General features: G+C 44.9%; 16 protein-coding genes. 5 read left to right on the forward strand and 11 right to left on the reverse strand.

All coding sequences use genetic code 11. From position 1 onward, the window contains the following. Positions 1 to 84 precede the first annotated feature (84 nt). The 3 genes from GVO62_RS12420 to nhaC form a co-directional block, all read right to left on the reverse strand. Complete coding sequence (locus GVO62_RS12420) at positions 85 to 2,895, reverse strand: bifunctional aconitate hydratase 2/2-methylisocitrate dehydratase (protein WP_159119511.1); 2,811 nt, start codon at positions 2,893 to 2,895, stop codon at positions 85 to 87. A 461-nt stretch (positions 2,896 to 3,356) separates the two neighbouring features. Further along, positions 3,357 to 4,460 (reverse strand): PQQ-dependent sugar dehydrogenase, encoded by a 1,104-nt coding sequence (locus GVO62_RS12425; protein WP_159119512.1) that lies wholly within the window; start codon positions 4,458 to 4,460, stop codon positions 3,357 to 3,359. A gap of 145 nt (positions 4,461 to 4,605) precedes the next feature. Next, the gene (gene nhaC / locus GVO62_RS12430; RefSeq protein WP_159119513.1) at positions 4,606 to 6,093 is read right to left on the reverse strand and encodes a Na+/H+ antiporter NhaC; all 1,488 of its coding nucleotides are present in this window, start codon (positions 6,091 to 6,093) and stop codon (positions 4,606 to 4,608) included. Between the two features lie 439 nt (positions 6,094 to 6,532). Between nhaC and GVO62_RS12435 the strand changes: the two genes are divergently transcribed. From GVO62_RS12435 to GVO62_RS12455, 5 genes are all read left to right on the forward strand, one after another. Beyond that, positions 6,533 to 7,012: a hypothetical protein gene (locus GVO62_RS12435; RefSeq protein ID WP_201282658.1), complete on the forward strand. Its 480-nt coding sequence runs from the start codon at positions 6,533 to 6,535 to the stop codon at positions 7,010 to 7,012. Between the two features lie 106 nt (positions 7,013 to 7,118). Continuing rightward, positions 7,119 to 8,687, forward strand: a complete 1,569-nt coding sequence (locus tag GVO62_RS12440; protein ID WP_159119514.1) for an AMP-binding protein — start codon at positions 7,119 to 7,121, stop codon at positions 8,685 to 8,687. A 147-nt stretch (positions 8,688 to 8,834) separates the two neighbouring features. Further along, positions 8,835 to 9,980, forward strand: coding sequence for an FIST signal transduction protein (locus tag GVO62_RS12445; RefSeq protein WP_159119515.1), 1,146 nt, complete (start codon positions 8,835 to 8,837; stop codon positions 9,978 to 9,980). Next, positions 9,977 to 13,282 carry a PAS domain-containing hybrid sensor histidine kinase/response regulator gene (locus GVO62_RS12450; protein ID WP_159119516.1) on the forward strand — a complete coding sequence of 1,102 codons (3,306 nt, stop codon included), beginning with the start codon at positions 9,977 to 9,979 and terminating at the stop codon, positions 13,280 to 13,282. Before GVO62_RS12445 ends, GVO62_RS12450 begins: the two co-directional genes overlap by 4 nt. Continuing rightward, positions 13,269 to 14,357 (forward strand): response regulator, encoded by a 1,089-nt coding sequence (locus tag GVO62_RS12455; RefSeq protein WP_159119517.1) that lies wholly within the window; start codon positions 13,269 to 13,271, stop codon positions 14,355 to 14,357. Before GVO62_RS12450 ends, GVO62_RS12455 begins: the two co-directional genes overlap by 14 nt. A gap of 182 nt (positions 14,358 to 14,539) precedes the next feature. Here the strand turns inward: GVO62_RS12455 and GVO62_RS12460 are convergent, their stop codons facing one another. From GVO62_RS12460 to GVO62_RS12495, 8 genes are all read right to left on the reverse strand, one after another. Next, the gene (locus GVO62_RS12460; protein WP_159119518.1) at positions 14,540 to 15,865 is read right to left on the reverse strand and encodes a tetratricopeptide repeat protein; all 1,326 of its coding nucleotides are present in this window, start codon (positions 15,863 to 15,865) and stop codon (positions 14,540 to 14,542) included. Between the two features lie 6 nt (positions 15,866 to 15,871). Then, on the reverse strand, positions 15,872 to 16,480 hold the full coding sequence (locus GVO62_RS12465; protein WP_159119519.1) for an energy transducer TonB: 609 nt from the start codon (positions 16,478 to 16,480) through the stop codon (positions 15,872 to 15,874). 3 nt (positions 16,481 to 16,483) lie between these two features. Next, on the reverse strand, positions 16,484 to 16,891 hold the full coding sequence (locus GVO62_RS12470) for an ExbD/TolR family protein (RefSeq protein ID WP_014948289.1): 408 nt from the start codon (positions 16,889 to 16,891) through the stop codon (positions 16,484 to 16,486). A 32-nt stretch (positions 16,892 to 16,923) separates the two neighbouring features. Beyond that, a complete protein-coding gene (locus tag GVO62_RS12475; RefSeq protein ID WP_120960856.1) occupies positions 16,924 to 17,442 on the reverse strand; it encodes a MotA/TolQ/ExbB proton channel family protein in 519 nt (172 codons plus the stop codon). Between the two features lie 2 nt (positions 17,443 to 17,444). Next, a complete protein-coding gene (locus GVO62_RS12480) occupies positions 17,445 to 18,809 on the reverse strand; it encodes a MotA/TolQ/ExbB proton channel family protein (protein WP_159119520.1) in 1,365 nt (454 codons plus the stop codon). A 13-nt stretch (positions 18,810 to 18,822) separates the two neighbouring features. Then, on the reverse strand, positions 18,823 to 19,581 hold the full coding sequence (locus tag GVO62_RS12485) for a DUF3450 domain-containing protein (RefSeq protein ID WP_159119521.1): 759 nt from the start codon (positions 19,579 to 19,581) through the stop codon (positions 18,823 to 18,825). A gap of 175 nt (positions 19,582 to 19,756) precedes the next feature. Continuing rightward, positions 19,757 to 22,405, reverse strand: coding sequence for a TonB-dependent receptor domain-containing protein (locus GVO62_RS12490; protein WP_159119522.1), 2,649 nt, complete (start codon positions 22,403 to 22,405; stop codon positions 19,757 to 19,759). A 118-nt stretch (positions 22,406 to 22,523) separates the two neighbouring features. Next, positions 22,524 to 25,316: a hypothetical protein gene (locus tag GVO62_RS12495; RefSeq protein ID WP_159119523.1), complete on the reverse strand. Its 2,793-nt coding sequence runs from the start codon at positions 25,314 to 25,316 to the stop codon at positions 22,524 to 22,526. Positions 25,317 to 25,601: the final 285 nt, after the last annotated feature.

The following is a 25,601-nucleotide window of genomic DNA, read 5'->3' on the forward strand; positions in this document are numbered from 1 at the left end:
CTCAGACTCTGACCCCATAATTTTAGGTACAAAAAAGCCCCAAACTATGTTGGGGCTTTTTAAGATTTACTTAGCGTTAAAAGCTTATACGCGCTTAACCGCTACATCAGCTTCGAACTTAGGCTTAACTGCCAAGTCTTCAGAAGGCGGAGCAAACTTGGTTAGGTCAATGCCTGCAACCGCTTGCTTGTACTCTTCCGTTGTTGGGAAGCGACCAAGTACGGTTGAAAGTACTACTAGCGGCGTAGAGCCAAGTAGCGACTCACCTTTCTTCTCTTCAGAGTCAGCTACAACACGACCTTGGAACAAACGAGTAGACGTTGCAATTACTGTATCGCCCGGCTCAGCTTTTTCTTGGTTACCCATACATAGGTTACATCCAGGACGTTCTAGGTAAAGAATGTTGTCGTACTTAGTACGCGCCGCTTCTTTAGGCTTAGCATCGTCGAACTCGAAGCCTGCGTATTTCGCAAGTACTTCCCAATCACCTTCTGCTTTTAGCTCATCAACAATGTTATATGTTGGTGGCGCAACAACAAGTGGTGCTTTGAATTCTACAGAGCCGTTAAGCTTCTCTAGGTTACGTAGCATTTGTGCGATGATTTGCATGTCGCCTTTGTGTACCATACAAGAACCCACGAAGCCTAGGTCTACTGGCTTACCATCGTAGTAAGAAACCGGGCGGATAACATCGTGAGTATAACGCTTAGATACGTCGTCGTTGTTTACGTCTGGGTCAGCAATCATTGGCTCGTCGATTTGGTCCAAATCAACAACCACTTCTGCGTAGTACTTAGCATTGTCATCTGGTGCAAGCGCTGGCTCTTCACCAGACTTAATTTCAGCGATACGCTTATCGGCAAGGTCAATTAGCCCCTGAAGCATATTAGCTTCATTGTCCATACCCTTATCGATCATGATTTGAATACGCGTCTTGGCAAGCTCAAGAGACGCAATCATAGTTTCGTTGTCAGAAATACAGATTGACGCTTTCGCTTTCATTTCTGCAGTCCAGTCGGTGAAAGTAAACGCTTGGTCAGCCAGTAAAGTACCGATTTGTACTTCAATTACACGGCCTTGGAATACGTTCTCACCAGCGAATTGCTTCAGCATTTGCGCTTGTGTCGCGTGAACCACGTCACGGAAGTCCATGTGCTCTTTCATGCTGCCTTTAAAGGTCACTTTCACAGACTCTGGAATTGGCATTGCCGCTTCGCCTGTTGCAAGTGCTAATGCAACCGTGCCTGAGTCGGCACCGAATGCTACACCTTTTGACATACGGGTGTGTGAGTCACCACCAATGATGATAGCGCGGTCGTCTACCGTGATGTCGTTAAGCACTTTGTGAATAACGTCAGTCATTGAGTGATACACACCTTTAGGGTCACGTGCTGTGATTACACCAAAGTTGTTCATGAATGACATAAGCTTAGGAATGTTAGCCTGCGCTTTCTTATCCCAAACCGACGCTGTGTGACAGCCAGACTGATATGCACCGTCAACAAGTGGAGAGATTGTTGACGCAGCCATTGACTCTAGCTCTTGGCAAGTCATTGGGCCCGTGGTGTCCTGAGAACCGACGATATTTACTCTAACGCGCACATCAGAACCAGCGTGCAGTGGTGCATCAGAGTTTACGCCAACCGCATTGCGATTAAAGATTTTCTCAACAGCAGTTAGGCCTTGCCCTTCGTGCGATACTTCTTTAGAAGGTGCGTATACCGCTGGCGCCTCAATACCTAACGTGCGTGCTGCAAAAGACTGTAGCTGCTTACCGAATACTACCGCGTAAGAACCACCCGCCTTCATGAACTCCATTTTTTGAGGAGTAAACGACGCAGACACGTCAGCTAATTCTTCTGAACCGTTGTAAAGCTTCTTCGCTTTGGTATCGATAGTTAACACCGTACCTGTTGCTACCGAGTACGCTTCTTCTAGCACTGGGTCGCCGTTAGCATCGCGAACAATTTCACCGTTTTCGTCTGTTTTCTTAACCCAGTTTTTAAGGTCAAGACCAATACCACCGGTTACATCTACGGTAGTTAGAAAGATTGGGGCGATACCATTAGTACCAGCAACAATTGGCGCTTTGTTTACGAACGGGATGTAAGGACTTGTTGGTTCACCGGCCCATAGTGCAACGTTGTTCACACCAGACATACGTGATGAACCTACGCCCATGGTGCCTTTTTCAGCAATTAGCATTACTTTGGCGTTAGGGTGCTTTTTGCCTAACTCAACGATTTCTTGCTGTGCTTCAGGGGTGATCATGCACTTACCGTGAAGTTCACGGTCTGCACGAGAGTGCGCTTGGTTACCTGGAGAAAGAAGGTCAGTTGAGATATCACCTTCTGCGGCAATATAAGTTACCACTTCAATTTTTTCTGGAACGTCAGGCAGCTTGGTAAAGAACTCAGCTTTTGCATAGCTTTCTAGTACGTCTTTAGCAATCGCGTTACCCGCTTTAAATGCTGTCTCTAAACGCTCAGTATCCGCTTCGTACAGATAAACCTGAGTTTTCAATACTTCAGCTGCTGGTTTAGCAACTGCTTCATTATCAGAAAGCGCTAGGTCTAAAAGTGCTTCTACAGATGGACCACCTTTCATGTGTGAAAGAAGTTCAAGTGCAAACTCAGGCGTAATTTCTTCTACTTGTTCTTCGCCAAGTACAATTTCCTTTAGAAACTGTGCTTTAACAACAGCTGCAGGAGTGGTACCCGGCAACGTGTTATAGATAAAGAATTTTAGAGAGTCTTCGCGGTGCTCGTTTGTTGTATCTTTGATTTGAGCAATAATTTCAGACAGCAGATCTGCACTGTCAATAGGCTTAGGGTTAAGACCTAATTCCGTTTTACGGTTTTCGATCTCTGCCAGATATTCTGAATACAAACTCATATAGTTCTCTCGGTCTTAGTTTTACTTGGGCGTAGTGTTAAGTCGGTCTTAGCTATACGCATATAAAAATGAAGGGTATTTTAACCGATTTTCACGGCTTACGTAATGTTTGCATAAAAAGAGATGGGGTATGTGCGAACCGATATTTTACCTATACATACGCCCTTGAACCTTGTCTCTGTTAGCGTATAAAAAGGACAGAAATGCGAAAAATTGAAATTTTATGCTTTATTTTCATTGCGTTAAAAATTCACTCTGAAATTCACTCTATTGTTTTTGTTTATTATTGAATGACGAACCAAATAAATAACCGTGTTGTATTTATGCCAGACATTTACAATATTTATGGTACTACCAGTACAAATTACATACAAGTTTATCTCTGCACGACCTCTATTGGTCTGACCTTTAATCCTCTGTATTGGTAGTGCTTCACACTAAATCAAAGCGTCGTCCATCACTTACGATGGAGAAATTTTGAAAATTTTTGCATTTTCGCCGTCTGTCAAAACCCAAATATTACCACTTGCATCGACCTTTACGTCTCGAAGTCGTGTCTCTAGTTGGTCGATTATGGGCACGGCTTTCCAACCATTGGCGGCCTCATAAACGGCGAATAAATGCTGTGCTTTGAGTGAACTAACCAGTAACGTATTTTCTAACGACGCGAACGCGGTATGCGCATAAACCGCCATGGAAGAGGGAGCAATAGAAGGCGTCCAATCAACCAATGGGTTTTCCATCCCCTTGTATTGAATGAAAGGAGAAATTCGGGCACCCGAGTAATCGAGTCCTTTAGTAATTACCGGCCAGCCATAATTATTACCTTTTACAATAAGATTTAATTCATCGCCACCATCCGGACCGTGCTCGTGCTGATAGATGTCTCCGTTAAAGTTCACCAGTCCTTGCGGATTACGATGGCCCAAGCTGTAAACGTATGGCGCTTCTTCAAACGCGGGGGATGGCAACGGTTGGCCATCTAGTGTAAAACCTATGATTTTACCTAAATGGGAACTAATAACCTGCGCTTGTTCTCGGTAATCAAAGCCGTCTCCTGTTGTTACGAGATAGCCGCCTTCAGGTAATTTGAGCAATTTACCGCCGTAGTGCACAGGCGTATATTTCCCGTCGTTCACTTCAAAAACAGGCTTGAGGTTTGTAATCCCTTCACTGAAAGAAAATGTCGCTGACACAATCGCCAGCCGATTGTCCTCTGCGGTTCCCTTTGAGTACGATATTAAAAGTTCGCCCGACGTCATGTGGTGAGATTCGCTAAACCCACTAATAACCAGCAAATCAAGTACACCGCCCTGCCCCTCACTGTAAAGCTCGGGCAAAGACAATGAAAATTCCTTTTGCGTTTTTTCACTGGTGACTCGGGTAATCACTCCGTGCTTATGTGAAATTAACAGTGAATTATCAGGCAGCAAAGTCATCGACTTAGGAAAAGCCAGCCCGCCTGCGTGCTCGCGAATAACATAGTCATCTACGCGCGCAAGACAACATTTCACGCTTAGAACAAGCAATATTGAGAGCGCTACAGCGTTTTTTATATTATTCATAACGGACTACTCAAAAGAGTTGGACAACACAGACACAATTGAAAACGAGACTTTTTATCGGATCTCAAAAAAGTCTCGTTCAAAAACCGTGTTAATGAATCTACGTTAAGCCTTATGCGCTTTGCAAGTTATTAGTCGGAGCTGTTCAATCGGTGACTGGCGTTCCGTCGTCGTTAAACTTCGCAATTTTTGCCCCCGTCGACTTCCACTCTTCACGCTCTTTCTCGGTGGCTTTAGGTGAAAACCAACCAACATAGGCATAGAAGATGCCAATGAGAGGCGCGGTCCAGCAGGCAAATGCCAGCGGAATATATAGCAAGTTTTCTAGGTTGCCACCCGACACGCCCAAACCAAGTGCGGATATAACAAATGCTCCGCCTGCATTCCAAGGAATGAGAGGTGACATTAACGTTCCTCCCTCTTCAATACCTCGCGAAAGATTAAGAGTAGAGTAGCCCATTCCGCGGTAAACCGGAGAATACATCCGTCCTGGCAGCGCTACCGACAAATAGGGGTCGCCCGCTACTAAGTTAGTTGAGAACGCCGTACCAACCGCCGCAACCTGCGTACTAGCAAACGTCTTCGCTTTGCTTTTTATCGCATTAATAATACTTCTCAAGCAGCCTGTCGTCTCGAGCGCCCCTCCAAATGCTAGAGCGATAAGCACTAACGAGATTGTCCACATCATTGATTGAACACCACCTCGATTCAGCAATGTATCAATCTCGACGATATTAGTTTGAATAGCATATCCGTTATTCGCATAGTCAAATACAGCCTGAAGGCTTTGCCCTTGCATCACCATCGCAAAAGCGCCGCCCACAACAACACCTGCAAATAAAGAAGGAAGTGGGGAGAATTTCTTTAATGCCAATGCCATAACAACAAGAGCCGGCACCAGTGCCCAACCGGAAATGGTAAAATTAGACTCTAAGGATGTAGTGATCGCCTCAATTTTCACAAAAGAGACACTTTGTGAATCGATTACGAAGTAACCGACGCCGAGATAGATTAGAAACGCAATCAACATCGCTGGGATGGTAGTGGCCATCATATTCTTGATATGTGAAAAAACGTCAGTTCCTGTAACAGCAGGCGCAAGATTTGTCGTATCAGATAAAGGGGAAACCTTGTCTCCGAAGAATGCCCCCGACACCACAGCACCCGCAGTCCAGTACATGGGTATATCAAAACCTTCACCAATTCCCATTAGTGCGAGCCCGACTGTCCCCACACTTCCCCAGCTTGTACCTAGCGATACTGATACAACCGCACAAATAACCATGCCAGCCGCAAGAAAAATTTGAGGAGACAAGGTTTTAAGGCCGTAATAAATAATAGTAGGCACAGTCCCGCTGGCAATCCATATACCGATAATCATCCCTACAACAATAAGAACGCTTACGGACGGTAGCGCTACCAAGATGACTTTAAATATTCCTGCGCGAATATCTAACCATGTGAGGCCAAGATAAATACCGACAAGACTTGTGAGCGCCACGCCAATAGCAAGCGGAATGTGGGGTTCGAACACGCCAAAGTAAAATATCTGCGTGCCTAATATCATCAATGTAAGTACAACTGGCGTTAACGCGAGCAGTAGCTTTGGGGTAGTGTGTTGTTCATCTGACATGCTAGTGCCTTCTAGGTCATAGCTGGGAAACTGAACTTGCCTCTAATTTTGACAGAAGACGAAAGTTAACTTTTCTCCCAGCTAATATATTTCCATAAATATTCGTTAATCTTTACGGACATCTGTGAAGAACAGATCGGTTAAATGTTAAACCAACTTTCCCTCTAACCTTCCCGTTTCGTCGGTATAGCATTGGGTTAAAAAGCCTTTTGCAAAGACTCGATTTGTCGGATGGGCAGCACATTTTAACAAATAAATACCAGTTAGCCTGGCGAGCTGCGCTTTAATAACCCGTGGCGTTGACGAATAAATCAACTGATTGTTGTATGTGGATAAACGTACTATGTTATGTCGTGCACTTTCGATAAAAAATAGCAGCTTGATAGGTCAAACCTACATTTTATCTATAACAAGGACCGGAAGCTTTTTGGCTAAAACAATGAAAAAATTCTTACGACATACATTTTTTGTTTTCATACTCGCATGGGCCGCAGGCTTTATATTAGCGAGTATTTTTCACACAACGGCGGTATTGACGGAGCTTACAAAGATTGACGTTTCTATTGGGTTTAGCGACTGGCTTTTCATGATAAGGCAAGATTTACTGGGGCTCCTTCCAACCTATGGCGTTATTATCGCGGTGACACTCGCCCTTGCCTTTTTCATTACGCAGTACCTTATCGATCGTATTTATAGCAGGCGAACTGAAAGTGCACCATTCCCTACCCGCTTAGCATTGTTTTCATTAGCTGGAGCCGTGTCTTTTGGAATAATGCTCATGGCAATGCAGCCTATTCTTAACGTTACGCTTATCGCTGGCGCTCGTTCTTTAGCTGGTTTACTAGCGCAGTGTTTAGCAGGGCTTATTGCGGGGTGTGTCTTTGCCTACTTAGGTAATAAATTTAAAGCAAAAACATAAATAATATTGATAGTGCCGAATAAATTAACACAGATGTAAATAAAAGGTTAAGTTTGGTACTGTATAACGAATGCCTAATTACCATGCCCTACTAGGAACAAGCATTATGATAACTTATCCTGATAACGTGACCTGTCTAGCCGACTACATTGAACATGTAATGCACCAGTTTGCCGATAGGCCCGCTTACACGGCACTTGGACAAACCCTCACGTTTGCTGAAATAGATAGCAAATCGTCTGCACTAGCGCGATATTTTGTTCACGAAGCTAAACTTGCCCCGGGCACTAAAGTAGCCATTCAACTTCCTAACTTAATTCAAAATCCCATTGCCGTATATGCAGCATTACGAGCGGGTTTAGTGGTAGTCAACACCAACCCCCTTTATACAGAAAGGGAAATGAAACATCAGTTTACTGACAGTGGTGCAAAAGCCTTGGTCATTCTTGGCGATTTACTTCCAAAGTTCAACAGCATACAGACTGAAACAGACATCAGTACAGTCATCACTACATCTGCAACTGAACTTTTAGACCCTAACACAGCACCCTCGCTTGACGGTACGATATCACTAAGTAAAGCAATCGAAATAGGAAGTGAGTTACCTCAATTCGAACGCCCTTCTATAAATCTAGATGAGCTTGCTATGTTGCAATATACAGGGGGAACCACAGGTGTATCTAAGGGAGCGGCTTTAAGTAACAAGAACGTGCTAGCTAACTGCATTCAAATGCTAGAGCGCATCGGAGAAGGCTTTAAAGACGGTGAAGAAGTGCTTGTATGCCCGCTACCTCTTTATCACATTTATGCATTCACGGTAGGTATGATGGCGCTATTTGCTAAGGGTACGCAAATCATCCTTATTCCAAATCCACGAGATATTGACGGCTTTATTCAAACACTCAAGCCACACAAGATTTCTGCTTTCATGGGTATTAATACCTTATTTGTTGGCTTAGGGCGCCATCCTGAGTTCTCGAAATTAGATTTCTCTAAGCTTCACCTTACTATGTCAGGGGGCACCGCCCTTACTCAGGCTGCCGTTTCCATATGGCAAGATGTTACCGGCAACACCATTACCGAAGGTTATGGTCTTTCTGAAACGGCGCCTGTGGTTTCATTCAACATCCCCGGAAAAGAAGAAATTGGCACGGTAGGTCATGAATTAGAAGATACCGAAGTGTCACTATTAGACAGTTCAGATAAACCTGTGGCCGAGGGCGAGTCTGGGCAGATAGCAGTGCGCGGCCCCCAAGTTATGATGGGTTATTGGAACCGGGATGACGAGACCGCTAAAGTAATGACCGAAGACGGTTTCTTTAAAACCGGGGACATTGGTATACGCACCGAGTCAGGCGCTATAAAAATCGTAGACCGCTTAAAAGACATGATTATTGTTTCTGGCTTTAACGTTTACCCCAATGAAATTGAAGACGTTTTAACCACGCACCCTAGCGTAATGGAAGCAGCCGTCGTGGGCAAACCTGATGACAAAACGGGTGAAAAGGTTTGTGCCTTCATTACTGTATCTGCCGACGTATCTACCGACGACGTTATCGAACACTGCAGAAAGCAATTAACTAATTATAAGATCCCAAAATCTATTACTATTCTTGACGAGCTACCTAAATCTACCGTTGGTAAAATTTTGCGAAGAGAACTTCGCTCCGCATGATAAAAAAAACAGCCGTTTAAGTATTTTCTTAAACGGCTGTTTTTCTCTAAAAATCAGTTTATTACTACGAAAGAATAACCTCCAAAAATTGTAAATTTGCTCAGTTGTTACTATAAAGTACCAATGAGTAATCCATAATCCATATCAATGCTTTCAAAGACGCTGTTTTTTACCAGCTTAGAAAAGCTACAGTCTGAGAGTGAGGCGTTGAGAGCGTTTTCACCATCGTTTGTTATCGCCTTCGCTTCGCCGACATTTTTTCTTATTCCCTCATTTCGTAAAACGCTGACTGAAATCTGTCACAATTGCATTGGATGTAGTACTGCAGGTGAAATTTCTGGCAACAGAGTTTTTGAAAATGGTATCACTCTCGTCGCAGTACGTTTCAGTAGCAGTGCACAAGTTAAAATCTACCATACACGTTTACAAGACATGGGGAGCTCATTTAAAACCGGGCAATCATTGGCAGGTGATATAGACAATGAAGGGCTAAGAGGTGTTTATCTCCTCGCGCCCGGTGTTGATGTAAACGGCTCAGCCTTGTTAGAAGGCTTGACGAGCAAGTTACCCGAAAATGTAGGAATAAGCGGAGGACTAGCCGGAGACTATGGCGCGTTTGAACAAACTTATGTGTTGCACCCTGAAGGCGTCGACAGCAGAAGCGTTGCCGCTATCGCTTTTTATGGTGATAGTTTGTCGTTTGATTATAGTGCTCATGGCGGCTGGCGTTCGTTTGGCCCGGCGAGAGCAGTAACATCAGCTACTGCGAATCAGCTCTTTGAATTAGACGGTAGACCTGCGCTTGATATCTATAAAGAGTACCTGGGCGAATACGCAAACGACCTTCCTGCAAGTGGGCTCTTGTTTCCCTTCGAAGTTTTAAACGAGGAAGGTCAACCTACACAGGTCATTAGAACGATACTCGGCATAGATGAATCATCGAAAAGCTTAATCTTGGCAGGCGAAGTTCAACAAAGTCACTACCTACGTTTAATGCACGCGTCGACGGATGATCTTATCGATGGCGCTCATAGGGCTATAGACGGTATTACCAATTCAACCCCTAACTATCATGCTGATTGTCTTGCCCTTGTTACTAGCTGTGTTGGACGCAAACTGGTTATGGGTGACCGGGTTGAAGAAGAAATTGAGGAAATAGACCGTCAACTTACTGGTCAAGTATGTATTGCTGGCTTTTATTCCTATGGTGAAATTAGCCCCTTACTTAATAAGGCCCAATGTGAGTTACACAACCAGACGTTGACTATTATGTTATTAAGGGAAGCAACTTGACCCCACTATTAGAGCGCCAGTTGCGCCGAGCATTCAACCTCGACGATACAGTGACACTCGAGCGCTGGCTCAATGACCTCAAATCTAAAAGCGATGACGATCAAATTGAGGGAACGGCTGATTTCAAACAAGGGCTAGCATCGCTTATTTCACGAGTCGATGAGTCTTACGCTTTCTTTGAAAGAGATATAACGCTAAGAGATAGAAGTTTGCGCATCAGTTCAGAGGAACTGATGACGGTAAACGAAAAAGTTCGCCAAGAGTACAGCGAACAGAAAGCCGTCATTGAAACCCTTAGACGTGCAGTAAATCAATTGCTTGAAGAGCGAAACAAGCCGCTCATAGATGAAAATTTTACCAATCTTTCCGATCTCAGTGCGCTGACCTATGAACTGATCAACGAACAGAAAAACGCGAATAATGAGCTATTGCTCCAGCGCAAAGCCATGGATAAACACGGTATCGTGGCAACTATAGATCTCAATGGCATTTTGCTGTCGGCGAATGATAAATGCTGTCAGCTTTCCGGATTTTCTCGCGACGAATTAATCGGAAAGAGTACCGCCATTTTCCGCATCCAAAACATTCCAATTGCAGAGCAAAACAGAATATTAGGAACGCTGATTAAAGGTGAAATTTGGCAAGGAGAACTGCACAGTTTTACTAAGACGAATGAGCCATGGACAGTATTTGCCACGGTCGTACCGATTGTGGAATACAACACGCGAGTCAATCGCCTTGTCGTTATCTGCACAGACATGTCGGAACAAATGCGCCTTGCCCGCAAACTAAAAGAGGATCGCGCCTTTTACCAAAGTATTACCAATAGCATCGGCGAAGGGGTATATGCGGTCAATAGCGAGGGAAAAGCTCAGTTTCTCAACCCAGCGGCTTCTCGACTTTTAGGCTGGACCGTCGAGGAACTTGAAGGCCGACGGTTTCACGATACCGTTCATTATCAAAAAGGGGATGGTACACTTCTACCTAGGGAAGAATGTCCAGTCAATTTGACCATAAGAGCGGGCAAATCTTACGCTTCTTACGAAGATTACTTTACGGATAAACGGGGGCGTTTGTTTCCTATCTCTATCGTTGCCGTTCCGCTGCTTGACGAAGACGGCAGGCCAGATGGACATGTTGGAGTCTTTAGCGACATAAGCAGTCGAAAAGCTATCGAGCATAAATTACAGAAAGCTTATGACACCGCTCAAGGCGCGAATAAGGCGAAAAGTGACTTTCTCGCCACCATGAGTCACGAAATTAGAACGCCTATGAATGCTATTATTGGGCTTACTCACCTAGCCTTGGAAACGCAGGACGAAGACCAACGCCAGCAATACCTTGAAAAGGTCCAGCGAAGCTCTAATGCCTTGCTAGAACTAATGAATAGTATTTTAGATTTTTCTAAAGTTGAAGCTAATAAGGTGGATATATTAAACGAACCTTTCACCCTAACTAAAACCATTGAGAAGCTTGCGCAAGTTTTTCAAGTTAAGGCGCAGCAGAAAGGTTTACAGCTACTTTTCGATATACGCTACAACACGAATTCACCATGCCGTGGTGACAGCGAAAAAATTTATCAGGTTCTACTCAACCTTTTAAGCAATGCAATCAAGTTCACAGACAATGGTTATGTAGTGCTTAAAGTTATTAAGCGAGAAGACAAACTCTTTTTCAATGTAAGCGATACCGGTATGGGTATTAGCGATGCAGGGAAGTCAAAGCTCTTTAACGCGTTTGTACAAGCAGATGCCTCCATCTCGAGGAAGTTTGGTGGTACCGGGCTGGGTTTGGCTATTTGCAAACGTCTTGTAGAACTGATGGGCGGGGAGCTTACCCTTAAAAGTAAGATTCACGAAGGTAGCAGTTTCGCTTTTTCGCTTCCAGTCTGCGTCGATGAAGGCCCCGTTATAAAGCCATTCCTGCCAGTATCTTTGCCCTCCGATGTACTTTGTATTCAAACGCACGACAGCGTAGCGCGAGGATGTCAAATTCTCGCTCAAACGCTGAAGAGGCTTAGCATCAATTGCGAAATTGTTGATGAGCACGAAGCACGCTTTGCTTCAACCGGGCAGCAAACCATCGCATTTTTGAGTGATAAGGAGGCGAGCTGGAAAACTTTTTTAGACCGGTTGAATAATAACGACGATTTTCAGCTATGTTGCAATATTCTAGTAAGCCCACTCAGTAGAGCGGACGTACAAAAACGCTTAGGAAAAAAGCGTTACAATGAATTCAGAGTTGTGGAATTACCGTTCTCTGATAGAGAGTTAATCTCGGCACTATCTCCACTTCAATTGCCATTTGGCGAAGCCGCAAAAGAGAGACTTGAAAGTAAAAAATGGCGGGCCAAACGGTTGTCAAACAAGCGTATCTTAGTGGTAGATGACGACCTAATAAGCCTTGAAATAAGCCAGCAAATCTTAGTCGATTTAGGTATGACGGTCGTGACAGCTGCCACAGGAGAGCACGCGCTGACCCTTTGCGAATCGAACACCTTTGACGCAATTTTGCTGGATTGCCACTTACCTGGAATTTCAGGCTATGATGTTGCAGATAAGCTCGTAAACAGAGAGGGATGGCTGACTCCTATAATCGCGCTAAGTGCAGATGAGACTAATGAAGCCTCAGAAAAAGCATTAACGGCAGGTATGTGCTATCACTTAGTGAAGCCAGCAACGGCCGATGAAATAGTCCACACTATCGACTCTCACATTCACGCAGGTTACATCGACATTGATGTGCCCGAACGTTCAGACGAATTTACCATATCGCTGTTGGCGTTCTACACCGCATACAGTCAACGCAGCGTAATGACAGACTTACTTAACATCATACAGTCGCCTTTACATACGAGCGACCTGCTAAACGCGCTACTCGTTGATGCGCGTAAAATAGGGGCTACTACGCTAGAACGCTGCCTTGAGGTTTTACTTGAGTCGCTACAACGACCTGATACCGCTATCGCAAAACATGTTTCAGACTTGTCTTATGCATTGGATGCCACACTGCGACTGATCGCTCATACCATTGATAAAAATGATGAAATTGAAAAAAACCATGACGATCCTACTGTTGACAACGGCGCTTTACTTGCTTCTTTAAGGCAGACAAAAGACGCGCTTGAAACCTATGATGCAAAAGCGCTAGAGCATATATCTTTGCTCGCCACACAATATAGTGAATCAAGCCACTCACACACCATCGCTCATTTAAAGCAACTGACTTCTGTTTATGATTTTGAAAGCGCTTTAACTGTTATAGAAACTCTTATTAATGACGTTATCCATGAAAGTACCTAACAACGCCGAACACGTATTTAATATTCTTGTCGTTGACGACGAGCCGGCGAATATTGATATATTACTGGGCATACTCAGCCCTTTTTACAGTGTTAAAGTCGCCCCCTCAGGGCCTATAGCCCTTAAAATTGCCAAGCAACATACGCCTGACCTTATCTTACTCGATATCATGATGCCGGATATGGATGGGTTTGAGGTATGTGAGCGACTTAAATCAGATGCAGTACTTAGCCAGATTCCTGTGATTTTCGTGACAGCTCTTACCCAAGGCGAAAGTGAAGAAAAAGGGTTTAAGCTTGGTGCAGTAGATTACATTACGAAACCTGTCTCACCTAGCATAGCGCTGATGCGAGTAAAAACCCATCTCAGTCTCGCACATCAAATGCGCACTACAGAAAAGTTAGTGGCTAAACGCACTGAGGAACTTAGCAAAAGTCAGCAAAGTGCTATTACCATGCTAGCGGCTGCAGGCCATTACAATGATACGGACACGGGGCATCATATTTGGCGCATGGCTGCTTATAGCAAATGCTTAGCCATGGCCTCGGGCTGGTCTTATGATGATGCATGCTTACTCGCGCAAGCCGCCCCCATGCACGATACAGGAAAAATAGGAATACCTGACTCAATTTTAAAAGCGCCGCGCAGGCTTACAAACAGTGAAATGGAAGTTATGCAATCTCACGCGCAAATAGGACATAAAATTCTCTCCCGTTGTGATACTCCACTGTTTAATCTTGCTGCTGAGATTGCCCTATGTCACCACGAAAAATGGAATGGTGCTGGCTATCCGCATGGATTGGCAGGAGAGAGCATCCCAGAAAGCGCCCGTATTGTAGCCATTGCAGATGTTTTTGATGCCCTTACAATGAAGCGCCCTTACAAAAAAGCATGGGATGATGGAGAGGCATTCGACTATTTACTTCAAGGTGCAGGTAAGCATTTTGACCCTAGATTAGTTGACTGCTTTTTATCAATAAAAAACGAAATTATCGAAACCAAGCACTATTGGAACCAATTAGAAGCGGAAGGAAAGGTTGTGTCAGTGAGTGATTTACTTCCTAAAAACCTTTAATACCAGTCCGCATAGATAATTACGAGATGTCGTCACAACTTTTAATAGCACAAACAGCCGCATATTTGGAATAAAGGCGCAGTTAGAGTAAACCTATCAAATATTAAATTAAAAACTAGCACGCACAAAAAAGGGTCGATTACTCGACCCTTTGAATTTTTAAGCTTCGAACTTCGCTGCTACTAACTTGCACCTAACTCAGCTGCAATGGCGTCTGCCTGACGTTTTTCGCCCTGCACAAACTGCTTCCACTGCTGCGCCATAGCACGGCTTTTCTGATGCTTTTCTGCTTCAGCTAGCTGATTAAGCGCAAGGGCATATTGCTTCTTATTGTAAAGTGCCATGCCTTTGATCAAGTAAACCAAACCCGGGTTTCTCAAATCACCTTTTTCAACCGCACGGTCTGCCGCAGAGATGGCATCGTCAAAACGCTCTTCATTAAGAAGAATTTGCGCTAACTGTGCATCTAATTCACCATCGTCAGAAAGCTCAGCGGCTTGCATCATAACGGGAATGGCTTTGTCTTGCTCTTTAGCAAGTGACCAGCTTTGGCCTAAGAACTTAAGGTTGCGCAAGTTTTTCTCTAACACACCGTCGTTCATTGCTTGTTCCATCAATTTAGCACCTTTATACGGTACACGGTGATAGTAATAAAGCTGTGCCATGTTAAACACATCAGCTGACGTATTAACAAAACCACGCTGATAAGCCGTTTCCATAATAGCAAGCTGCTTGCGTTCTTCACCTAGCTCACCGTACATACCAGCTAGCTGGATCCAATATTTAGGCTCGTCAAACAACTTCACCATTTTAGTAAGAACGTCTTTAACCTTTTGAGGCTGCTTGAGTTCATAAAAAATAGCACGCTGAAGTATTAACCAGCCTTCGTCAGGGATCATGCCTTCAGCTTCGTGATCGGCAACCGCTTCAGAAATCCACATTGCCGCTTCGTCGTACTTCTTATTCTGATAGTACGCTTGGGCTTTGATGACTTTGTTTTTAACCGGTACAGGGCCTGTATTTAGGCTTTCCCAACGTTCTAAATAAGTGATGGTGTCGTCGTAATTCCCCTGCATTAGGTTAAGCTGAGCCAAGCTGAAAAGCGTTGTCATTTCGAACTTTTCAGGAATAGGCTGCTGCTCTACCACTCTAGCAAACGATTCCAACGCTTTTGTATAGTCTTCGTTGTTGTAATAAATGAAGCCGAAAAAGTTGTACATCATGGCTTTTTCGTAGGCATTCATTGAGTCAGACTTATCTTCTACTTCTTTCAAAATAGCGATAGCTTCTTCAACGTTACCGGCTTCATCCGCCGCCGTTTGTGCGCGGGCTAACTGCTCGTAAACCTTACCGCGTAGCGTGGGTACACGGCGAGTTTTCTTCTCGCTCGCTTTTTGCTCTTGCGCAACAGCATCATTGGCAACCAACATGCTGGGTACAGATACCGTGGCCGATGCAAATGCAAACGCCAGTGCACTAAGCAATGTATTCGTCTGTTTTCTCATCATGATCTGTTACCCGTCAATTTGGAACGAAATACGGTTTTGTACACCAGACACTTCTGTTGCTTCACCGTTAACCACGCGAGGCTTATATTTAAACTTCATGGCAGCATCGATAGCCGCTTGTTCAAATATACCTTCTGGGTTTGCTTCTACAACAATTGGGTCGCGCACCGCACCTTGCTTAGTCACCGTAAATTCAACAATAACAAAGCCTTCAATGCCCCGTTGAAGTGCACGTCGCGGATATACCGGCGCAACTTTAACAATTGGAAGGTATTCACCGTCGCCTGACTCAAGGGCTAGGCCTCCGTCTAAAGAGATGTCGTCTCCCACTTCAGCACCGAAGTCCATTGACGTACCTTCGGCGTCAGGAGAAGGTGAGTCCATCTGAGGCTGCTCCATTTGCGGGGGCGGCTCTTCTGGCTTGGGTGGCTTCTTCGGCTTACGATCTTTTTTCTCAACCTGTTCATCCTGCTTGACCCTAACAAAGTCAAGCACGCTTCCCTTAGGCGGCTCAGTTAGTGCGCTGCCACCCATCTTGATAAGCGATTGCATCAAGAAGAACAGGCCTAACGTGATCGCAAGGGATAGTACAAATGCGATTAAATATCGTGGCATGATTTATTGCTCTTGGGCTGCAATCGAAACATCGTAAACGCCAGCGGCTCGCGACGCGTCCATAACCTTAATCAGGGTTTCTGTTGTAGCCTTTTTATCAGCTTGTATAACAACAGAACCCTGTGGGTTTTCTGCGCGAAGACGCTCAATGTTCGCTTGTACTGCGCGAACGTCGATACGACGTTTGTTAATCCAAATTTCGCCTTTATCTGAAATTGCGATAAGGATATTAGCGCGGTCCTTTTTCACAGCAGTTGCTGCTTCTGGACGGTTAACATCAATACCGGCTTCTTTCACAAATGACGCAGTCACAATGAAGAAGATCAACATGATAAATACAACGTCCAGCATGGGCGTCATGTCGATGGCTGCTTCTTCTTCATCGACTAAGTTTTGAAAGTGCTGCTTCATAATAAATACCTTACCTTAACGCTTAACTAGCATTAACGTTGAATAATCAATGCATCCTCAAGATGCGTGCGTTCTGATTTCACCGTACGGGTTAACCAAGTAGCGGCGAATACGCCTGAAAGCGCGCCAACCATACCCGCCATTGTGGGGATAGTGGCTTTTGATACACCTGATGCCATTGAACGAGCATTACCTGAGCCCGCAATCGCCATTACATCAAACACTTCAATCATACCGGTTACCGTTCCCATCAAGCCTAGCAGCGGACAAAGCGCGACCAGTGCTTGAATAATAGGAATGCTACCGTTAAGACGCATAGTTAACTGTGAAATCGTTTTCTGACGAACTTGCTCAGCGAACCAAGATGAGCGGTCGGTACGTGCTGTCCACATCGCAACCGCTTCTTTCTTAGCTTGCTTGTGCCAAACCATCAGATACATCGCACGCTCGAGGATCAAAAGCCACATAACGAATATCAGCAGACCGATGACCAGGAGAACCTGACCACCTGTTTCTGTGAAATCGCGAATTGCTTCTAGAAACTCGATCATGATTAGCCTCGCTCAGCGCGCTCTGCAATTACGCCAGACGCCTGTTCTTGTAGGATGTACACAATGTTCTTAGAACGCGTGTTAAGCATTGCATAAAGCAGTGTCATTGGAATCGCTACAACTAACCCTAGTACTGTTGTTACAAGTGCAGTTGAAATACCACCTGCCATTAGTTTCGGGTCACCGGTACCAAACAAGGTAATTGCCTGGAAGGTATTAATCATACCCGTTACCGTACCTAGTAGACCCATAAGCGGTGCAACTACTGAGATAATCTTGATGATAGTTAGGTTGCGGCCTAGCTTAGGCACTTCGCCTAAAATCGCTTCTGTAAGGTGAAGTTCAAGCGCTTCAACATCAGCATTTGGATGCTCGTCACGTACCTTAAGTACACGGCCAAGTGGGTTGTTAGTGTTTACTTCTTTGCTCTTAAGCTGTTTGTTCACTTTCATGCGAATAAGCGACAGCGTTACAAGACGTTCTAGAGCAAGTAGTAAACCGAATGCACCTACGATAAGAATGATGTAACCTACTACACCGCCCTGCTCTACACGCTCTTGAAGGTTAGGCGCTTGAACAAGAAGACCTAAGATTGAACCACCCGTTGGGTCGATACCGAACTGAACTAATTCACCGCTTGATGCTTGTAGTTCAGCAGCAGAGTCCATGTAACGATCTGCTGGCTGACGTACAAGTTCAGATACTGTACCTGTTACACCGTTGTACTCTAGGTATTTACCATCAGCAACAAGTGCAAAAGGACCTACGCGAACAACAGACTTATTCACTTTTTCACCGCCCGCTTCAACAACGTCTGTCTTGAACGTAGTTACTTTGCCAGCTTCAGTCATTTCGCGCTGCATTTCAAACCAAACGCGCTCAATTTCTTCAATTGATGCTAGTTTTGAACTTGACCCCATGTCTTGTGCCATCTTATCAAGAAAGTCAGCACGGCCAGGGATTTGTGCAGAGACCACTGAGTTATAGAATTTGTTTTTGGTGTCGCCAGCAATTTGCTGTAACACACCGAACAGTTCTTTCAATGAACCAAGACGTGTGTCTAGTGCACCGTTTAAGTCAGCAAGCTTAAATTCGTTTTCTTCGAACTGAGTTTCAAGCTGCTCTGATTGTGCAAGCATTTGGTCGCGCTTTTCACGAGTTTCGCGAAGAATGCGATCTTGCTCTGCACGTTGCGCTTGGAAATCACGTTCGCGCTGTTTGTTTTGCTGTGACTGTGCGAACTGACCTTCTTCTAGCTGTTTAAGAAGTGCGTCCAAGTCCATAGCACGGTCGCTTTGTGCGAAAGCACCAACGCTGATGCTAAGGGCTGCTAGACCAACAGCGATACGTTTTACTGAATTAAACATTCTCATCAACCTCTTAGTCTGTAATTGCCACTGGCAGCATTAGCAAGTCTGGTGCAAGTTGCTTCTTCGCCATGCGCAGACCTTTTGTAATTTGTGTACGGTAGCTGCTATCAAGCTCTTCCCACTGACGAGTTTGCTTGTTCCAAACACCTTGCATGCTTGCATCACGTGTTTGATAAATTAGCGCTGTGCGACCAAGGCGTAGAAATTCAACGTCACGCTCTTGACCGTTAATTGAATGAATACCGCTGTATGCTTCCATAGTACGGCCGTAGTCCATCTCTACTTGATACGCTTCCATTACGCGGCGGAACTTCTCAGACGCAGCCACATCGGCACGGTCCATCATAGCGCGAAGGTCAGCAACGCGATTTGCGCGCTCTTCTGGAAGGAATGGTACGTCTAGCGCAACGAACTGCTCTAGGCCGTCAATCATGCGCATCATTAGTGGCGTGATTTGACGCTCAACAACTGACACTTCGTCAATAGCCGAGTTTAGGTCTGCCATTTCTTGTTCTTGGTTACTGATTTGCTTACGAAGCTGAGTGTTATAAACCTCAAGGCCTTCGATTTCTTTCATCAAAGTTTTGAACTGTTGAAGTTTGCTGTCGATTTGATCGGTAATACCGTTGATCTTTTCTTGCGATTTCGCCGCTGACTCGTTTATTTTCGCTGCCTCATCGACAACGGGTTTTAAGACTTCATCGTCTTGTGCCAGTACGGGTGTCGCTGTCAGCGCACCTGCAACTAGCAAAGCATTGATAAGCTTCATACATTCAAACCTTTAAAGTTAAAAGAAATCGGTTGTATCCGACTATAAATTTCTGCGCGTAGGATAGGAGTTTTCTGTGACAGTTTTATTACGGAACTGTCATAAATAGACCAAACTGTCATCTATTAAACATAAAAAAGGCCGCTGATTAGCGGCCTCTGTAATAAGTTAGGGTTTAGAAGTCATACTTAAATGACAATCTAATACCCGTACCTCTTGTCTCTGACCTAAGCAGCGTATCGTTGAATTCAATTTCACGATCTTCACCTAGGATATTCTGAACACGTAATGTGACAGTGCTATTAAAGTCTGGGTAATACTTATACACCATATCCAGTGAATGGAATGGTTGTTCGAAGTTATCGTCGAAGCCATCAATACCCGGAATTAGAATACGCTCACCGAATACGTTGTATACTAATGACGCAGAGTGTTCACCATTATCTGAGTCATAACCCAACTGCATGTTAAGTACATACTGAGAGTGGCCGGTCATTCGGCGCTCAACATTAGTAATTGCCGCAGAAACACCAGTTTGCTCAACGATATTCTGACGATCTAATACGATTTCAGAATCACTGACAGTGATGTTACCTGTAGTAAACAAGTTGTCCCAAATACCGTCGCCAATGAAGGCTAAGTCTTGTAGGAATTCAACTTCAACCCCGTACACCTCGCCAGATTCAGCGTTAGCAATACGAATTAGCGGTGGACCATCCTGAGCCGGAGACTGAACCGATTCGATAGGCGCCTCCATGTCTTTGTAGAAAAGACCTACAGACACGTTGTTACCCGCTTCCCGGTACCACTCCCAACGTAAATCATAGTTAATGATATCTGTAGTGCTTACACCAGGTGTACCCGCAATAGGGAAGTTAGTTAACGGGTCTAAGTAAGTTGCTGATGACACTTCACGAAGATCGGGACGTACAACCGTTTGACCGATACTTGCACGCAGCTGCATATCGTCTTCTAAGAAGTAAGTCACTGCCAGCGCTGGATAGAAACCGTCTTCTTGGAACGCAAGCTGTGAACGATCTGCTTCGTCACTCAAGTCAAACTGGTTTGTGCGCGGGTCTAGCGGCGCCACTACCTGACGGAAGTCTTCATAACGAGCACCACCAGTGAAACGCCACTTGTTGTCATAGAAGAAATCAGCTTCTAGATAGTACGCATCAATTTTCTGACCCGCTACATAGTCATCACCAGCAATAGTCGTATCACGAATGATAGGTCGGCTAGACAAAGACAGGCTGTCTAAAACGCTGTCGCTGAAGATTTCGCTAAAGTCGTTACCATCTAATATTGAACGGTCTTCAACACCTAACGTATTGATATCGAAACGGCGGTTTTCTGCAGTACGAGTTTTGGTTACAAAGCTTGCACCCACTTTGTACTCAGTTTCCCACTTACCCATTGTCATCGGGTAAGTCACGTTATAACCAAAGTTCTCCAAGCGGTCATGAAGGTCTTGAAACGTATATCGAGCCGCAGTTTGTGCATCTGACAAGAAGATTTCGTTTTCATCATCAAAGATGCCGTCTTGGTTCACGTCTTCCATTACGAAACGCGCATTGAAGTTACCCGGCGCATGACGTACAGAGCGACCCAATGAGTAAGTCCAATCAATACCCATGAAGTTAAGTTCTGGGATGGTGTGTTGACCTTTAATCTGATTGGTATATAGCGAGCGCTCTTCGTATTGAACGTCGATATCGCGAATACGCAAGCCTTCTGCTTGGTTCAAGTTTTCCGTGTTACCAAACATTTCGCGAATTTCATCGCGCGTATCGTTTAGTACAATAAGGCTGTAATCAATACGATGTTGACGGTTGTAGTCTACACCTAGTGTTAATAGTGAAGACCAAGTCACCGTTTGCTCAGTACCTTGAATATCGTCAAAGAAGCGTACATTGATAATGTCATCGCCTACTAAGTCAGGATCTTGTAGCTCGTATTCTTCAGAAGAGCGGGTTTGGGCTGAGTAACGTGAAGTTACCAAAAAGCCAAAACGCCAGTCGTCGTCGTAATCGTAACTGTCTCCGTAAGTTACGTTAAAACGCATATCAGGATCGGCAGACTCTCTTTCTAGACCGTATTCTCTGTTAACACCCTTGAACAGTTCTAATGCTTCTTCTGGCTCTAGGTCGTCCAGGAAATTCTTTGAATCCCAACGTTCTTGAATAGCAGCAGAAACACCACGAGTACCGTCGTCTTCACCTGTCCAGTCGCGACCGCCACCAGCATAATCTAACACGTCACCCGAGTTTTCTGTATCAATACCAACCGCAGCTGATATGTTGAAAACACGCTGTGTAGGAATAGATTTTAAACGAATATTTACGTTACCACCGCCGAAAGCAGCGGGCATAGATGGTGAATACGATTTCTGAACCGCAAGGCTTTCGATAATGCTCGACGGGAATAAGTCGAGGGGGATTACGTTACGCGTTGGATCCGGGCTTGGCACGATCGCGCCATTTAGTTGTGTTGATGAGTAACGCTCACCAAGACCACGAACGTAGATAAAACGACCATCTACCAGTGTTAGACCAGTTACCCGGCGAAGTGCACCCGCAGCATCACTGTCACCAGTACGAGCAATCTGCTCAGCACCCATAATATCAGCAACGAAGGCTTGATTTTTACGTTCTTCCATTACTGCTGTCGCGGTACCCTTTAGGCGTGTACCAGTTGCGACAACTTCCTCAATCACTTCTTCTTCATTTGATTGAGCGTTGGCTATAGTCGCTGGAAACAAGATACTTGCTGCAACGGCTAAGCTAATGGGCTTTAGAAGAAACCTGTTAGCAGGTCTGTTCATGATGAACCTCTTTAGAAAGGAATACTTTCACGAAAATTATTCGTGTCTTACAAACTTAAAAGCAAGTGCGCCACTTTTTGCAACGCACTTGCTTGTTTTTAGCTATGCGAACTGGGCCTTATTCAAGGCCTACAGTCCATCCTGCAGTCCAGTCGTTATCAGCGTCTTTAACCGCACCGATAAAGTCTACAGAAGAGAAGAAACTGTCTAGCGTCGATACGTCAGTCGCAGCAGTTGCGTCTACTGTGTAGATACCGTTAAGTACTGTCGCAGTATTATCAAGTAGGCTGTTACCTGTTTGCGCAGTGAACCACTCTTCTTGGCTAAAGTCGCCAGAGTCTTTGATATTTTCCGCACACGCTAGTACAGATGTTTCAAAAGTAAGCTGAGGCGTGTTAGTGCCGTCCATGTTAGCAAGTAGCGTAGTGTCGCCATCGCTAAGGTCAGCTTCGAAACACTCACCCATACCCGCTGGGCCAGTGACTACGAAGTTGTATAACTGCGCGTTAGTTTGGTCACGAAGTAGAACACCTTCTGAGTCAGCGTCAGCAGTGTCGAACTCGTTACCAATGATAGTCATGTTAGCAATCATTGGGTTAGAGAACGCTAGACCGTCACCGCCGTCACCGTCACCTTCAATTGCGCGGTTAGCATCAGAGTTGTCTTCAGCGTGCTTAACTAGTACGAACTGAAGCTTACCTACGTAGCCGTTATCCCAGTCTACAGAGTCATCTTGAATGCCTGTTAGCGTAAGGTACTTAACGTTTACTGCACCACCAAAGAACTCAACACCATCATCCGCGTTTTTGTGTACTTGTACATACTCAACAGTAGTACCAGAACCTACACCGCCAAACGTGATACCGTTTAGTTCGTTATCTGGGGCGATTTCGAAACCACCGTGCATTACGCGAACGTAGCGAAGCGTACCAGAACTATCAGTGTTATCTGTACCACCGAACACTGCACCTTCTTGTGCACCTTCAACTTGAAGTGAACAATCAGTACCGTCCTGAGGACACTTAGTAGATTCACCGTTACCTAGAACGATCATGCCGCCCCATTGGCCAGCTTCACCCGCCTCAAGGCCGCCAACAACGTGGTCACGTGAAGTAAACGTGATTGGGTTTTCAGCAGTACCGTTTGCATTAATCTCTGAGTCACGGCTAATTACTAGGTAGTCGTTACCAGATGCGCCATAAACAGTTACGCCAGGCTCGACAGTAAGGGTTGCGCTGTTTTCTTTGTCGCCACCTACGAATACTGCACCTGAAAGCGCGTAGAAGTTACCTTCTGTAAGGGTAAGGTCAGACGTGATAGTGCCAGACACTTCGCACGTAGTGGTTGAACCGTCTACTGGCGTAATTGACGTTGTACCTGACGGGCAACCAGAAGCAGATTGTGCTAGTTCGATGTTACCGCCACCGAAACCGAATGCCCAACCTTGACGCCAGTCGTCTTCACCAACAGCACCAACGAATGTGTTTGCTTCAAAGAAAGTATCAAGCAATGTAGATGCGTCGCCACCAGCAGTAAGAAGTGCGCTTTCTGCTGTAAGTGTACCGTCCGGGTTAAGACCAAGATTTGCACGGTCTTCAAACGCGATTAGCTGGTTACCTTCTTGGCCTGTGAACCATGCTTCTAGGTCAACTGCACCCTCTGGCGTATTGAACGGCTCAGAACAAGCAATCGCTGAGTAAGTCATGGTTAGGTCACCGTCAGAAAGGTTAGCTTGAACCGTTTCGTCAGTGTCCATTTCTAAACACTCGCCCATTGCTTCTGGACCAGTGATAAGGAAGTTCATTAGGTTTGCGCCAGTTTGGTCGCGAAGTAGTAGACCTTCAGAGTCAGCGTCAGCTGTATCGAAAGTGTTACCGATCACTGTCATGTTAGCGATCATTGGCTTAGAGAATTCTAGACCGTCACCACCGTCGCCGTCACCTTCAATACCGCGGTTCGCGTCAGAGTTGTCAGCGGCATGCTGAACATAAACGTACTGAAGCTTACCTTTATAACCGTTGTCCCAGTCTACTGAGTCATCTTGGTTAGCCGTTAAAACTAGGTGTTTCGCGTTTACCGCACCGCCGAAGAATTCTACACCGTCATCTGCGTTGCTGTGTACTTGTACATAGTCAACTTCTGTACCTGAACCAACACCACCGAAAGTGATACCGTTAAGTTCGTTGTCTGGCGCAATTTCAAAACCAGCGTACTTAACTACTACGTATTTAAGGATACCAGAGCTGTCTGTATCGTCTGTACCACCAAATACTGCACCTTCTTCTGCACCTTCAACCTGAAGCGCGCAGTCAGAACCATCTTGTGGGCACTTAGTTGATGTACCGTTACCAAGGATAACAACACCACCCCATTGACCAGCACCAACTTCGTCGCCAACAACATCGTTGAATGAAGTCATGATGATTGGAGAAGATGCTGTACCTTCTGCTTCAATTTTTGAGTCACGGCTAACTACAAGGTAATCAGCACCAGTACGACCAAAGATTACAGTGCCTTCTTCAATAGCAAGCGTTACGCTGTCAGCTTTGTCATTACCAACGAAAACTGGACCTTCAAGCGCCCATACTTTGTCGTTTGTTAGTGTAACAACGCCTTGTGCATCTGCATCGTCTGCAGTCAAACGACCAGAAAGAACACGTACTTCAACCGTTTGGCCGAATGCTTCAGAAACTTCGCCACTTAGAAAAGAGCTTACTTCACCTGGAGCAGTGTCAGTTGAACCTGTATCACCGCCAGTGTTGCCGCCGTCAGTGTCACTGCCATTGTTATTAGTAGTATTAGTAACGCTGTTATCAATATCGCCTTCGCTGATATTGATGTCGCCGCCACAGCCAGCTAGCACAAGCGCAGTAGCAATCGCTGAAGCTTTGAAAAGTTGCTTAAGTTCCATGTGTTTCTCCAGGTACGGTATAATTATGGATTTAGAAAACGCGGAAACTTTAACTGAGGTAAATGACACATTTGTTACATTAAGGCGCTGTAACAAAAGTTTCATATAAAAAGTTCAAATTTTTGCTAACTGAAAGAGGGCGAGGCTAAAAAAAATCGAGCTTCAAAAATTATTTTTTTATTTTTCTTATACTTATGACTAGTGTAATTGCGGCGACTAATTTCATCAAAAGCGCGCCCTAGAGTGAACGAGCTCTAGAATCAATCACCTAGAATAAAGTTAGGG

Source organism: Alteromonas sp. KUL150 (assembly GCF_009811475.1).
Lineage (GTDB): Bacteria > Pseudomonadota > Gammaproteobacteria > Enterobacterales > Alteromonadaceae > Alteromonas > Alteromonas gracilis.